Origin of the sequence: Flavobacterium sp. 2755, from assembly GCF_031455715.1 — a bacterium.
GTDB lineage: Bacteria > Bacteroidota > Bacteroidia > Flavobacteriales > Flavobacteriaceae > Flavobacterium.
Window position 1 is genome coordinate 408,370 of record NZ_JAVDTG010000005.1, and the last position, 13,573, is coordinate 421,942.

Sequence of the window (13,573 nt, forward strand, 5' to 3'; positions counted from 1 at the left end):
CACGAATTGCACAAATTTTCACTAATTAATTCGTGCTAATTAGTGGAATTCGTGGCAAAATAAACTTTACAATCTATGTGTTAAAATAACCGCAACTATTAATAACAAAATTGAACTATCACCTTTAAAAATTATATAATGAGAAAAATGTTTATTCATCGAACTTTGAGCTTACTGATACCAGCAGTATTTTTTGTACTGACAAGCGGTAAAGCTCAAAACAAAGACCTTTACCTGAAGTCTAAGGATAATTTAAATAAAATTACTTTGTCTTTAACCGAAGATGGAAAGTTGTCGTATAAAGTTACCCGCAGAGATAAAACGATAATTTTAGATTCTCCGCTGGGTTTGAATCTTGAAAATAATGATTTTACTTCTGGTTTGTCGGTTGAGAAAGTTTCGCCTATCGAAGAAAAACGTGAAAAATACGAACTTAAAGTCGCCAATAATAAAGTTGCTGATCATGTTTTTAAAACTAAAAGCATAACGTTTAAAAACAAGCAGGGAGCTTTAATCACAATTGATTTAATTGCTGGAGAAGAAGGGGTTGCTTTTAGATATAAGTTTACCGAGAAGGAAGAAAAAACCAGAGTGGTTAAAAATGAAATTACAGGATTTCATATTGATCAAAATGCAAAAGGCTGGCTTCAACCGTACAACAAGGCTGGAGATTATACTCCGGGTTATGAGGATTTTTATGTGAATGTAAAATCTGGAGATCCAATAAGCGGCGCACGAAATGTTTCGGTTGGATGGTGTATGCCGGCGCTTTTTAATGTAAACGATACTAAAAATTGGGTTCTAATTTCAGAATCTGGAGCCGAAGGTACATTTCCGGGTTGTCATTTACAGCCGGATTCTAATGGCGGAATGTATAAAATTGCTTTTGCAGAAAAAGATGAAAAATTCACTTTGCCTTTGCCGGACACAAACGCTTATCCTGAATCAAGTTTACCGTGGACAATGCCTTGGAGAGTTATTTTGATTGGCGATAAAGCGGGAGATATTTTATTGTCAACTTTGATTACGGATTTGGCTCCGGCTTCTAAAATTGAAGATACTTCATGGATTGTGCCGGGAAAAGCAGCCTGGTCATGGTGGTCGCATCCTGATGATTTTACACCAGAAATGTATAAAAAGTTTACTGATGTTTCGGCTTCATTTGGTTTTAGATATACGCTTTTTGATGCGGGTTGGGAAAAAGCGAATAAAGAAGGAAAAATTATTGATCATGCTTTGTCTAAAGGAGTTCAGCCATTAGTTTGGGGATATTCGGCAGAATATTTTAATCCTGAAAAAAGGAAAAAAAGATTTAAGGAACTCGCTGATATGGGAGTAAAAGGCGTTAAAATAGATTTTTGGTGCTCAGACAGACAAGAAGTTATGAGTACGCTTCAATCGGTTTTTGAAGATGCTGCCAAAGAACATTTGCTTGTAAACCTGCATGGAACAACAGTTCCAAGAGGATGGCATAGAACATGGCCCAACTTTGTAACGGCAGAAGCTATTTTAGGAACGGAAAGTTATTTTTATGAGCCAAGATTTCCTGAAATGGCAGCGCAGCAAAATACAGTATTGCCTTTTACAAGAAACGTTGCAGGACCTGCAGATTATACTCCGTTTGCTTTAACATTTAGAAAATATACGCGTTTAAATACAGCAGTGCATGAATTGGCTATGGCCATGATTTATACATCAGGAATTATTCATTTTGCCGATTCAGAAGAGGTTTTTAATTCACTTCCTAATGAACTTAAGGATTTATTAAAAGAGATGCCGGCGACTTGGGATAAAACCGAAGCTATAATTGCAGAGCCAGGAAAAACAGTTGTTTTGTCTCGCAAAAAAGATAATCTGTCTTATATTATTGGAATAAATGGTACTAATGCAGTATCACCAATTTCAATTGATTTGTCGAAATACGGTAAGGGCTTTTCAAAATTCAGAATTATTTCTGAAGGAACAGATCCGTTAATGGAATTTAAGATTTCAAATTATCCTATAACTTCAAAATGGCAGTATAATTTAGCTCCAAAAGGAGGATTTATTATTCAGTTTATAAAATAAATAGTTGAAGATTAAAAGCAAAAAGCCTTTAAACGTTTCTGTTTAAAGGCTTTTTTTATTTCTATTGGCTGAAAGCTTTTAAGCTTTAACCTTTTTTGTTTTTGATTTCTTTCCTTTTTTCCACCAAATAATAAATCCGGTTATAGGAAGAGAAGCTCCAATCAAACTTACCAAACTCCAGATTATTTTCCCTGTAAGACCAAAGAAAACTCCTGTATGCAAATCATGATTACTGGCTTCATATACATCTGCAGCATTGTTGTCTTTGTAAAGTTTAGTACGAAGCATTTGACCTGTTTTTCCGTCAAAGAAAAGTGTATTTTGGTTTCTTGCCCAATCATTCGGATACGTCATTCTTACTCTCAATTCTCCTGTTTTTCTAATCGAAAATGAAACAGAAGTTGCTCCCGGATATTTGGAGTTGGCACTTTCGTAAATGTTATTGTAACGAAACGGAATTGTGGTTGAATCAATTTTTTCTTTAGACACGACTTCATCACCTTTTCTAAGTTTACTTCCGGTTACTATACTAACCGATTTTTTAACCGTATCGTATTTAAAATACGTTCCTGAAAAAGCGATTAAAAGCAAAATAATAGAAGCGTAAAATCCTAAAACCTGATGCAGATCGTAATTAACTCTTTTAAAAGAGCCGCTCCACTTTATTTTTAGCGATTGTTTTATTAATCGTTTTTGATTTGGAAACCATAATATTAGTCCTGTAATCAACATTATGATAAAAATTACTACTGACCAGCCTTGTATGAATTCGCCAAATTCTCCCAGCAATAAAGTACGGTGTATTTCAAGAACAATATTTAACCAGTCAGAGCTTTGCTTGTTGATTAAGCTTCCGTCATAAGGATTGAAATAATAGGTCTTTTTCTTTTTGGTTGAAATTTCAATTGCAGCATTAGGTTCTTCTCTGTTTACTTTTAAAGCTGTAATTTTCTGTTTAGGTTCCAATTTTTTATAATTTTCAATTATAGTTTTTAATCCTATAAATGATTTTTGCTGAACAGGAACATGCAGATATTCTTTGTTTGAAAAATCACGGATTTCTTCTTCAAAAACATAAAGAAATCCGGTGATGCTCACTATAAAAACAATGAGGCCCGATGCTAAACCGAGCCACAAATGTATTTGTCTTATTGTATTTTTAAAACCTTTGGTCATAACTTATTATAAAAGCCCAAATGTAAATAATATCAGTCGAAATAACGAACTGAAAATCTTAGAATTTAAAGGTAATATTTCCCGTAACTCTCGTTGGATTTTGAGCAGCTAAACGGTATGACCAGTATTTCTCGTTTGTTAAGTTATCCACTTTTAAACCTAATCTGTATTTTGGTCTGTCATAGAAAACAGAAGCATCTAAAACAGTATATTCAGGAATTTGGAATTTAAAAGTAGCTGTATTAGTCTGGAAATATTTGCTTCCGTAAATTCCACCAACACCAAATCCAAGACCAGATGCTGCACCTTGAGTTAATCTGTAACTAGCCCAAAGATTCGCAGTTGTTGGCGAACCTGCAGTTGTAGGTCTTAATCCGTTAGTACTAGGATTTGATTTTGATAATCTACTGTCATTATACGTATAACCAGCAACGATATTTAAACCTTTAATAGGGTTTGCAATAAGCTCAGCTTCAAAACCTTTGCTTAACTGCGTACCATCCTGAATTTGAAAATTAGCATGATCAGGATCATTACGGGTCATGTTAGTTACTTCAATATTATAATAACTCAAAGTAGCACTAATTTTATCAAAGTCGAATTTAAATCCTCCCTCTAACTGATTCGCATGGTTTGGTTTAAAAGTATCTCCGTTAAAATCTGAACCTCCAACATTATTAAATCCGTTCATGTAATTAGAGAATACAGAGATTTTCTCTTTAACAATTTGATAAACAGCTCCAAATCTAGGAGAAAATGCAGTTTGGTTGTAATCGCCTGTAGTAGTGTTAGTAGCCGGATAATACGTTCCTTTATTAAAATAACGGTCAGCTCTAACACCTCCCATTACAATTAATCGATCAGTAATGTTCAATACATCAGATATATATGCACTATATGTTCTTTCGTTATTAGATACATAATTTACATAATTAACTCCCGCAAATAATGGCTTTATTTTATCAATGGTAAAGTTATTATAAGCTTCTCCCGGTGTTCTAAAATTGATAGCCGGCATATTTACCGTTGCATCATTACGCGTTGCACGAAGGCTGTAGAAATCTAAACCAGCTACAACTCTGTTACGTAAGCTTCCAATTTTGAAATCACCATTAAAGTTTTGCTGAATGTCTGTACCGTAATAAGGATAATCCTGATTTGTAACAGCTTGTCTTAATGTTTCATTACTTAAAGCTGTTAAAGCTACAGTATATCCTTCTGAAGATGATCTTGTACGCGAAACAATCGTTTGTGATGTCCATTCATCTGAAATTTGATATTTTAACTGTGCAAATATATTATACTGCTGAGCGGTGTAATTTACAGTATTGTTAGCAAATGAAAGTTTATAAGGGATTCCCATTTCTTCAATGCTGTGTGCAGTAGCACCAGCTCCGGTAAAAGGAGCTAATCTTGTTGGTGAAACTCCTTTTGATGCGCTAAATTCAGCATCAATAAGTAAAGTCATTCTTTCGTTTACCTGATAAGAAAAACTTGGCGCTATAAAAAAGCTTTTGTTAAAACCTGCATCCTGAAAACTTCTTTCGCTATGCAAAGCTGTATTAATTCTAAAAAGAGCTGTTTTATCATCATTAATTGGTGTATTAATATCGGCTGTAAAACGATTTAAATCCCAATCACCAGCAGTATATGATACTTCACCTTTAAAGAAATCAAAAGGTTTTTTTGTTACCCTGTTAAACAAACCTCCAAAAGATGAAATTGTACTTCCAAACAATGTTGCCGATGGCCCTTTGATAACTTCAATACGCTCTAAGTTAGAAGGATCAATTGAATTATAAGTAAAACTTCCAACCCCGTTTCTTACTAATTGAGGTGTTGCAAATCCTCTCGAAATATTAGTTGATCTTCCCTGATTTCTAACCTCAGAAATACCTGCACCAGGAATATTTTTAAAAGCACTATTATAATCCGTGATTACCTGCTCTTTCATAAGTTCTTTACTTACAATGCTGTAAACCTGCGGATTTTCCATGTTTTTAAGTTTCATTTTAGAAACTTCTTCACTTTCTTTTCTTGCAAATCGGTTTCCTCCAGAGCTTACAATAACTTCCTCTAATTTTTGTGAAGTATAAGTAAGTTCAAAATCAAGAGTTGGATTTGAATTGTTTTGATCTACTAAAATTGAAGCAGGAGTAGACTCATAACCGTTTAGTTTAATTTCAACTAAATACGTTCCAAAAGGAATGTTTTTTAGTAAATAAGTACCATCAGAATCAGTAGTTGTAGTTTTATTTAATTCTGAAATTTTTACCGTAGCACCTTGTAAAGGATTTCCGTCTTTCAGGATTGCTTTACCTGAGATAGTTCCCAAAGTTGACTGAGAAAAAGCAGTTTCTGAACACAAAAAAATAGTCAGTAACGCTAGAAACACTCTTGTTAAAACATTGTTTTTAAGTGTTTTAAATGTTGTTTTCATATGAAATTTTGTAATTTATTCTTATTTAGACTGATTACAAATATATAAATAGAACTATAAATTCATATAGCAACATTAAAATTTTCTTAAAATAATATTAAAAACTTTAAGTTGAAAAATCGGGAATCTTAAAAAATTATTGAAAGTTTTTTATAAGAGAAAAAACCTCAATAAATGAGGTTTTAATCTTTAATATAAAACAGGTTTTATTGTTTTTTATAAAATAAAGCTGCTATTGCAAGAAGCGAACTGATTCCTCCAAAGAAATAAACAGATTGATAGTTATAGAAGCCTGCGATAAGTCCCGCTGCGGGTCCGGCCAATGCTAGTGAAAGATCAAAAAATGCTGCGTATGCTCCTAAAGCTGTTCCGCGCATTTGTGGAATTACTTTTTTAATTGCTAATACGCCCAAAGATGGAAATATTAAGGAGAACCCTATTCCGGTAATACCGCAGCCTGCCAAAGCAATCATTTTTGAAGGCGCAAATCCAATTAAAAGCTGACCTATAATTTCGATAACCAAAGATATAAGTGCCACTTTATAACCGCCAAATTTATCAGGAAATGAAGAAAAAAGAACTCTTGTTATTATATAAAAGAATCCAAATGCCATGAAAGCCAATGACGGATTTCCCCAGTTTTTATCTAAAAACAACAACGCAATAAACGACGATATACAAGCAAACCCAATAGCAGAAAATGCTAACGCCAGTCCTTGTTGCGAAATAAGTCCCACAACTTTGTAAAACGGAGATCTAACAAGAGAAGGGTCGACAGTTAAAGAAGGCAGTTTTAGGGTAAAAAGCCAGCTTGCAGCAGAAAGCAAACAGATTAAAATAAATACGATCGTTATGCCATAAGTACTTTTGAGCCATAAAGCCGCCGGAGCACCAATTGCTATTCCTGCATACATAGCAATTCCATTCCATGTCATTACTTTTCCAGATTGCTGTATGCCTGCCAGACCTATTCCCCAGGATAGAGCGCCGGTTATAGCAAGACTTTCAGAAGTACCATGTACGATTCGGGCAATTATCAATAAAATTATAGCGACTAAAACATTATTAGAAAATAAAGAAGCTGTTACATAAATGCCTCCTGAAATAATCATTAGTAATACTCCCAGATGATTGCTGTTTTTGGCTCCTTTTGTATCGGTTATTTTTCCGGAATATGCCCTTGTAAACAAAGTTGCCAATGACTGCAGTCCGATAACTAAGCCCACAATAAAATTGCTGAGGTTTAAATTTGTTTTTATAAAACCGGGCAGAATTCCCAGAGTCATGCCAATAGTTAAGTAAATAGCAAACACCGATAGAATTATTGGTGTGATCATTTTAGTAAAATTGTTGGTTTGTACCATTGTAGATTTTTTATAATTATACAACGGCAAAGGTAGACGGGAAGGGCAGCGCAGGCGATAGCCGATTAATGGCTGTTATTGGACAATTGATGGTTTTGAATTTCTAAATTCAAGAGCAGTCATCGCAGTATTCTTTTTAAAGAAGCGTGAAAAGTATTGATAATCTTCATAGCCTAATTCGTAAGCTATTTGTTTAACATCAAGTGTGGTATAATAGAGCATACGTTTGGCTTCCAGTAAAATTTCCTGATTGATCCAGTAACTTGCCGGAAAGCCCGTGATTTGTTTTGCAATTTCGTTAAGGTAAAGTGGTGAAATATTTAAAAGAGATGCATACTTCTGAACCTGTTTTACTTTTGTTTTGTGCTCAGCTATTAGCTGTTTAAATTTTACTACAGTATTATATTTTTGTCCTTCCGGACGAATCACTGAATCTTGTGAATCTAAAATTTTTGAAGCTACCAAACCAGCAAGAGTTTCTATCATTGATCTTACGACAGAATCAAACAACGGTTGTTGTGTTTGTTCAAGCATTGATGCCAATAACGGAAGTATTTTAAAAACCGTTTCATCATTTGTTACAGATGCAGATTGTTTTGCATTTAAATAGGTAATGAAAATGTCACGATATTGAAGCGGAACTAAATCATTATCTACAAATACCAACCAGCCTTTGCATTGCTTTGCTTCAAGATAGCGATGTACTTGTCCGGGAGCGACGAAACCTACAGCGGGACCAATCTGGGTTATTTCTTTAAAATCAAGTTCCCAAAGAAAATTTCCATTTTGCAGGATAACAAACATATAATGATCGTCTCTGTGGGCAGTGTGCAAATATTCCTGAAGATTATCAAAGGAAGCAATATCGATACCCGGAGCGTTTAGCTCATCTTTATGTATTTCTATAGTTTCTTTTTTAGTCGGCATAATTCACCCAAAATTTTTATAAAACTACAAAATAATTCATATGCGTATACTCAATTATAATCCTGAGTCAGATTTCAATTGAAATCTGACTCAGGAAATACTATTTATAATTCACCTGAATTTCTTCGATAGTTAGAGTTAATTTTGAGCATTAAATTTTGCAATAGCTTCTGCTGTGACCGGCGTAAATAAATTGACAAGATTACCATCTGGATCACGAAATAAGAATGATTTATTTCCCCACAGCATTGTGGTAGGCTTTTGAACGATATTATTTTGAAGATAATTTTCTAATCTAATATAGTCTTGTTCTACATCTTCTGATTTAAGTTCTATAATCACACTGCTGTTTTGAGCTGGTTTTGCAACTTCATCTCCACCGAAAAAGGCTAAAGTTTTGGTACTTCCAATTGCTAATGTTGTGGTTGGTGTTTTAAGTTCGGCAAAGTCCGGTGTATATTGCACTGCTGTTACGCCTGTAACGTGCTCATAAAATTTTACTAGTTCTTCTAAGCGGGCAGTAATAATGCGAATTGACACTAAATTCATTTTTCTTTTTTTTAAAATTATAAGACAAAAATAATTTAGGATTGTGACAGCTGTTTGTCAGGAGACTTTGGATTTTTTCGTATTTATTCTGAATAAAATAGTTTATACAAAAGGATGAATAAAAACTCATCCTTTTGTATAAACTTTATTTATCAAAGAAAATTAAATGCTTTGTTGATCCGTTAAAGCATTCAATTCCAGCATATCATTTTGATCAAGTAAAATTTCTTTCGCCTTAATGTTTTCTTCCAAATGATGTAGATTGGCTGTTCCAGGAATAAGAAGAATATTATCAGCGTGATGAAGCAGCCAGCTCAATGCAAGTTGACGCATAGTTACACTTTTACGATCGGCGATTTTTTGCAGTTGTTCAGTCAAAGGCGTCATTCCGCCTCCAATAGGAAACCAGGGTATAAAAGCAATACCCTGAGATTTACAATATTCTAATACAGGTTCCCACTGACGTTCTAATACACTGTATCGATTTTGTACCGAAACAACTTTGAAATACTTTTGAGCTTCTTTAATTTCATCAACTGATACTTCTGATAAACCAATATGCCTGATTTTTCCTTGTTCCTGAGCTTTAGCCAAAAAATCAAAACTTATTGGAGCAGGAACTTTAGGATCGATTCTATGCAATTGGTATAAATCAATACGTTCCAGTTTCAACCTCCGCAGACTTCCGTCAAGTGCATCCTGAAGGTGCTGCGGGCTGGCGTCGTTATTAATATCTGCCCATGGACCAAAACGAACCAAACCGCCTTTAGTTCCAATAATCAGGTCTTGTTGATACGGGTGCAAAGCCTCGGTTATCAATTCTTCCGAAATAAAAGGGCCATATTGATCGGCAGTATCGATAAAATTTACTCCCAATTCTACAGCGCGCTGCAGTACCTTAATAGAATTCTGCGGATCCTGCGGCATACCAAATAAATCGGGTGAGGTTATACGCATTGCTCCATATCCCATTCGGTTAATATTCAGGTCACCTCCCAAAAGAAATTTAGATTTAATTGATGTTTCCATAATTTAGTTTTTATAGATACAAAGCTATTGAGGCGACTTGAATTTTGATAAAGACTTTTCAAAGCATTATTTATACTTTTCAAATCTTTTTTCTAAAATCAGAAGGAGTAGTTCCTGCATATTTTTTAAAAAACCTTGTAAAGTAGCTTTGATATTCAAAACCAAAACCAAATGTGATTTCGGCAACACTATAATTTGTATAACTCAGGAGTGATTTAGCCTCAGCAAATAAAAGTTCGTTGATATGTGTCGTTGTCGATTTACCGGTAGCCTTTCTTACCGCAGTATTGAGATGGTTAACATGTACTGAAAGACAGCTGGCGAAATCTGATGCAGTTTTTAGTTTAATTGTCTGTAGAGGTAAATCAACTGGAAACTGTTTTCGGAGTAAACCAAAAAATGAAGCTACAATTCTCGAAGTGCCTTTATCAGTTCTGTCCTTCGTATTTCGCATTTTTAAAGCCTCATGAAATATTAAATTGAGATGACTGCGAAAAAGATTCTCTTTGTCATCATACTGAATATCAGAGTCTGCCCGAATACGCTTAAATAAAACAGATAAAAATTCTAGTTCCTCGTTATCCGGAAAATAAACAGGCGATGACTGTTCATTAAATAATTGGCTGGCTAATCCGTTGAGCTGTGCGCTGGAATTAATAAACTTGTCATCAAATACACAAAAATATCCTTCTGTTTCGATTTCACGTTCGGGCACCACCCATGAATGAGGCACAAGCGGATTAAGCAGTACTAACGCAGGTTTGTCTACTTCTATAGGAGAAAGTTTGCCGTAATACAATTGGCATGGAGGCCAGCCTGTTGTTACCAGACTAATTTTATAGAAATCCCTGCGATTATAAGATTCCAGTGTACATTTATTTTCTCCAATCGCTGCTACCAGAAACTGACTCATATTTTATTTAGATATATCTTAATCATTCACAAATTTATACAATTCAATTATAATGAATAAGTTCTATGCCAAATTTTTAGATTAGTAATTCTAACTTCTTACGCTTGCCAATAGATCATGCGGATATCCCAAAGTAATAGCACTCAGTTTATCTAATTGTTGAATATGTTCGGTTGTTAATTCTATAGAAGAAGCTTTAAGTCCATCATTAAAATGCTCAATGGTACGCGCACCTAATATTGGAAAAGCGCTTTTAGATTTTACCCAAGCAAAAGCCACTTGTCCGGGTGTCGAATCAATTTCTTCTGCAATAATAAAAAGTTGATCCAGTATTGCTTTTGATTTTTCATCTTCGTGGTAATCAGAAGAAGCAAGAGTTATTCGCCCTGTTTCTCCTTTTCTGTATTTTCCCGTTAATGTTCCGCCTGCTAAAGGTGAATACATCATAGTTCCTAAGCCAAATTGCTCTGCCATTGGTATAAATTCACGATCTGCAGTACGCTGTAATAGATTATATTCGATTTGTACAGCAGTCAGTTTGGTTGAAGCAGCTATTGCAGAAACCTTCCATGCAGGAAAATTAGTTAAACCAGTATAAAGCACTTTTCCACTTTTTACCAAATCTTCTAAACCTCTAATAATTTCGTCAAGCGGAGTAACGCCATCATCAAAATGCGGCATATAGATATCGATATAATCTGTTTTCAAGCGTTTTAAACTTGATTCTACAGCTTGTCTCATTGCCTTGCGATGATTTCCAAAATTGCTGATTTTAGGCGCAGCTTCATTACTTTGTGTATATTTTGTACAGATGATAAAATTGCTGCGCTGATGTTCTATAAATTTCCCAATCAGTTCTTCCGATTCTCCAAGTTGGTATCGGTCAGAAGTATCTATAAAATTCCCGCCCGCATCTGCATAAGCCGTTAATATTTTATGAACTTCTTCGGGATTTGTTCCGTGTCCTTTACGTGTTCCAAAACTCGCTGCGCCCAATATAATTTCGCTGGAATATAATCCCGTTCCTGTGCCGAATAATTTATATTTCATGATTTTTTTATTTTTTGTAAAATTACAGACTGCTTTTAAATCAGTCAAGTACGGCTAAATTCAGCCGTATAAGATTTATCATTTTTATATTTTACCTTTGATACCCAATTCGATTAATTATGTACAAAAAGAAGATTCCGGTAAATTTAGACTGCGGACTGCATTTGTTTATGGAGGTAATTCAGGGCAAGTGGAAAATCGCTTTAATCTGGTGTATTCATTCGGGTATAAAACGTCCCGGAGAACTCCAGCGCAAAATATCAAAAGCATCCAGAAGACTTCTCGATACGCAGTTAAGCGAACTTGTTAATCATGGTATTTTAACCAAAATTACTTATGACGAACGTCCTTTAAAGGTAGAATATGAACTGACTTCTTTAGGAAATTCACTCATACCCGCAATTGAATACACAGCGCAGTGGGGCGAAGACCATCGTGAAGAATTAGAAAAATTAATTCAATCATAATAATACAAAACAAAAAAAGTTTGTAGCTGATATTTAAATATTAGTTTAAAGAAGAAAATAAAAAGTTATGATAAACGACTATAAAAAACACGATCTATACGGCAAAACACTAATTCAAAAAATTGAATTGACACCGCCGTTTAATTTTGATTTTCCGGTTACGGAGCAGGCTTGTTTTTTATACGTGAAAGGAGGAGACGTTGAATATCAAATCGATGATGAACAAATAAGTGTTGCCACAAATTATTCGTTATTACTAAACTGTATAAATTCCGGGAAACAAATACACAATTCAAAGACAAACAGTAATTGCGAAATTGTAATTGTTACGTTTTATCCGGAGATATTAAAAAAAATATACGACAGAGAACTTCCGTTATTGCTTCAAAAACCTAAGAACGTAATATCAAATAAATCAAGTGAAAAAATAAACAACGATTTTCTAATTCAGAAGTACATTGAAGGATTATTGTTTTATTTTGAAAATCCATCTTTGATCAACGAAGATATTTTGGTATTAAAAGTAAAAGAGATTATACTTTTGCTGTCTCAAACACAAAATTCAGAATCGATACAACTGATATTATCACAGCTTTTTTCTCCTACGACTTATACTTTCAAACAAATTATAGAAGCAAATCTGTTTTCACAACTCACAATTGAAGAACTGGCGCAGCAAAATAATTTGAGCGTTTCATCATTCAAACGAGAATTTGCAAAAATATTCCATGATACACCAGCCAATTATATCAAAGCTAAAAAACTGGAAAAAGCTGCCGAATTACTGCAAGTTTCAGATCAGCGTATTACTGAAATAGCATTTGACTGCGGTTTTAATGATCTGGCAAATTTCACCAAAAGTTTCACCAGTAAATACAACGTCAGCCCCACAAATTACCGCCAGAAACTGAATAACAAAGAGTAATTGTAAAACTCATTTTTATAATATTTAAGCATCTTTCATTTAGTTGAAGGATGCTTTTTTTTGTGAACCAAATTGCCAAATAGTTGGACTAATTGACAAAACCATTCTCCTTGATCTATCGGAAGTTTGCTATGTATTTTCAAACAAATTTAAATCATAAAAAAATGGGACTATCAAGTTTAGGAATTTTTCACACAATTATAGGTGTTGCTGCAATCGTAGCAGCAGTAATAGATTTTGTCAAATATGGTAAAATCAATTTGAACACATTATCCGGTAAAATATATTTTTACGGAACAGTCGTAACCTCACTAACCTCGTTAGGAATCTCCAAACATGGCGGATTTAATCCGGGTCATGTCTTTGCTATTTTTATTATCGTTCTGGTATTAGCAGCTTATTTTCTGAATTCAAAAAGAAAAAACAGCGGGAGAGCTCGTTATTTTGAAAATTTCTGGCTGTCTTTTAGTTTTTTTCTATCACTAGTTCCAACCGTTAATGAAACTTTTACCAGAGTTCCGCTAGGACATCCGCTGGCTAAGGATATTAAAGATCCTGTAATTGGGAATACACTTCTTGTTTTATTACTGCTTTTTATTGCCGGTTCAATATTTCAGTTTAGAAAACAGAAGTTTATCAATAAAACAACAAGACTTTAAATCAGGA

At 34.2% G+C, this 13,573-nt stretch carries 12 protein-coding genes; 4 read left to right on the forward strand and 8 right to left on the reverse strand.

All coding sequences use genetic code 11. From position 1 onward, the window contains the following. Positions 1–138: 138 nt before the first annotated feature. Positions 139–2,067, forward strand: a complete 1,929-nt coding sequence (locus J2Y38_RS14545; RefSeq protein ID WP_309843814.1) for a glycoside hydrolase family 97 catalytic domain-containing protein — start codon at positions 139–141, stop codon at positions 2,065–2,067. A 78-nt stretch (positions 2,068–2,145) separates the two neighbouring features. Here the strand turns inward: J2Y38_RS14545 and J2Y38_RS14550 are convergent, their stop codons facing one another. From J2Y38_RS14550 to J2Y38_RS14585, 8 genes are all read right to left on the reverse strand, one after another. Then, complete coding sequence (locus tag J2Y38_RS14550; protein WP_309843817.1) at positions 2,146–3,243, reverse strand: PepSY-associated TM helix domain-containing protein; 1,098 nt, start codon at positions 3,241–3,243, stop codon at positions 2,146–2,148. A gap of 58 nt (positions 3,244–3,301) precedes the next feature. Further along, a complete protein-coding gene (locus tag J2Y38_RS14555; RefSeq protein ID WP_309843819.1) occupies positions 3,302–5,683 on the reverse strand; it encodes a TonB-dependent receptor in 2,382 nt (793 codons plus the stop codon). A gap of 206 nt (positions 5,684–5,889) precedes the next feature. Further along, positions 5,890–7,047 (reverse strand): MFS transporter, encoded by a 1,158-nt coding sequence (locus tag J2Y38_RS14560; RefSeq protein ID WP_309843821.1) that lies wholly within the window; start codon positions 7,045–7,047, stop codon positions 5,890–5,892. 75 nt (positions 7,048–7,122) lie between these two features. Beyond that, positions 7,123–7,974: a helix-turn-helix domain-containing protein gene (locus tag J2Y38_RS14565; protein WP_309843823.1), complete on the reverse strand. Its 852-nt coding sequence runs from the start codon at positions 7,972–7,974 to the stop codon at positions 7,123–7,125. A 138-nt stretch (positions 7,975–8,112) separates the two neighbouring features. After that, complete coding sequence (locus J2Y38_RS14570) at positions 8,113–8,523, reverse strand: VOC family protein (RefSeq protein ID WP_309843825.1); 411 nt, start codon at positions 8,521–8,523, stop codon at positions 8,113–8,115. A 162-nt stretch (positions 8,524–8,685) separates the two neighbouring features. Next, the gene (locus J2Y38_RS14575; RefSeq protein WP_309843828.1) at positions 8,686–9,552 is read right to left on the reverse strand and encodes an aldo/keto reductase; all 867 of its coding nucleotides are present in this window, start codon (positions 9,550–9,552) and stop codon (positions 8,686–8,688) included. A gap of 79 nt (positions 9,553–9,631) precedes the next feature. Then, complete coding sequence (locus J2Y38_RS14580) at positions 9,632–10,465, reverse strand: helix-turn-helix domain-containing protein (protein WP_309843830.1); 834 nt, start codon at positions 10,463–10,465, stop codon at positions 9,632–9,634. Between the two features lie 90 nt (positions 10,466–10,555). Further along, entirely contained in the window at positions 10,556–11,515 is a 960-nt protein-coding gene (locus J2Y38_RS14585; protein WP_309843833.1) for an aldo/keto reductase, read from the reverse strand. Positions 11,516–11,634: 119 nt separating this feature from the next. On the opposite strand from J2Y38_RS14585, the gene J2Y38_RS14590 reads away from it, so the two are divergent. From J2Y38_RS14590 to J2Y38_RS14600, 3 genes are all read left to right on the forward strand, one after another. Beyond that, entirely contained in the window at positions 11,635–11,982 is a 348-nt protein-coding gene (locus J2Y38_RS14590; RefSeq protein WP_309843835.1) for a helix-turn-helix domain-containing protein, read from the forward strand. 67 nt (positions 11,983–12,049) lie between these two features. Beyond that, the gene (locus J2Y38_RS14595) at positions 12,050–12,907 is read left to right on the forward strand and encodes an AraC family transcriptional regulator (protein ID WP_309843838.1); all 858 of its coding nucleotides are present in this window, start codon (positions 12,050–12,052) and stop codon (positions 12,905–12,907) included. Between the two features lie 164 nt (positions 12,908–13,071). Beyond that, positions 13,072–13,566, forward strand: coding sequence for a hypothetical protein (locus J2Y38_RS14600; RefSeq protein ID WP_309843841.1), 495 nt, complete (start codon positions 13,072–13,074; stop codon positions 13,564–13,566). Positions 13,567–13,573: the final 7 nt, after the last annotated feature.